Annotated in this window: 1 protein-coding gene; it reads left to right on the forward strand. The window is 44.6% G+C overall.

Annotated features, from left to right (window positions below):
- Positions 1–63: 63 nt before the first annotated feature.
- Positions 64–222 (forward strand): MscL family protein (locus UYI_RS34020; RefSeq protein ID WP_016870667.1); only part of this gene is annotated, 159 nt, incomplete at its 3' end.

The following is a 222-nucleotide window of genomic DNA, read 5'->3' on the forward strand; positions in this document are numbered from 1 at the left end:
CTTCTGCCCTCTGCCCTCTGCCCTCTGCCTTTCTCCGATAATTCTTAGAAGGGATAAAGGCTGATGGCGCGTAGTAATGACTTATGGGCTGATTTTCGCAAGTTTCTGATGCAAGGTAACGTGATTGATTTAGCTGTGGCAGTGATTTTCGGAGCTGCATACAGCAAAATAGTCACTTCTCTTGTAGAGGATATCATCACACCAGTCATTTTGAATCCTGTA

The sequence above is a fragment of the Fischerella muscicola PCC 7414 genome, from assembly GCF_000317205.1.
GTDB classification, from domain to species: domain Bacteria; phylum Cyanobacteriota; class Cyanobacteriia; order Cyanobacteriales; family Nostocaceae; genus Fischerella; species Fischerella muscicola.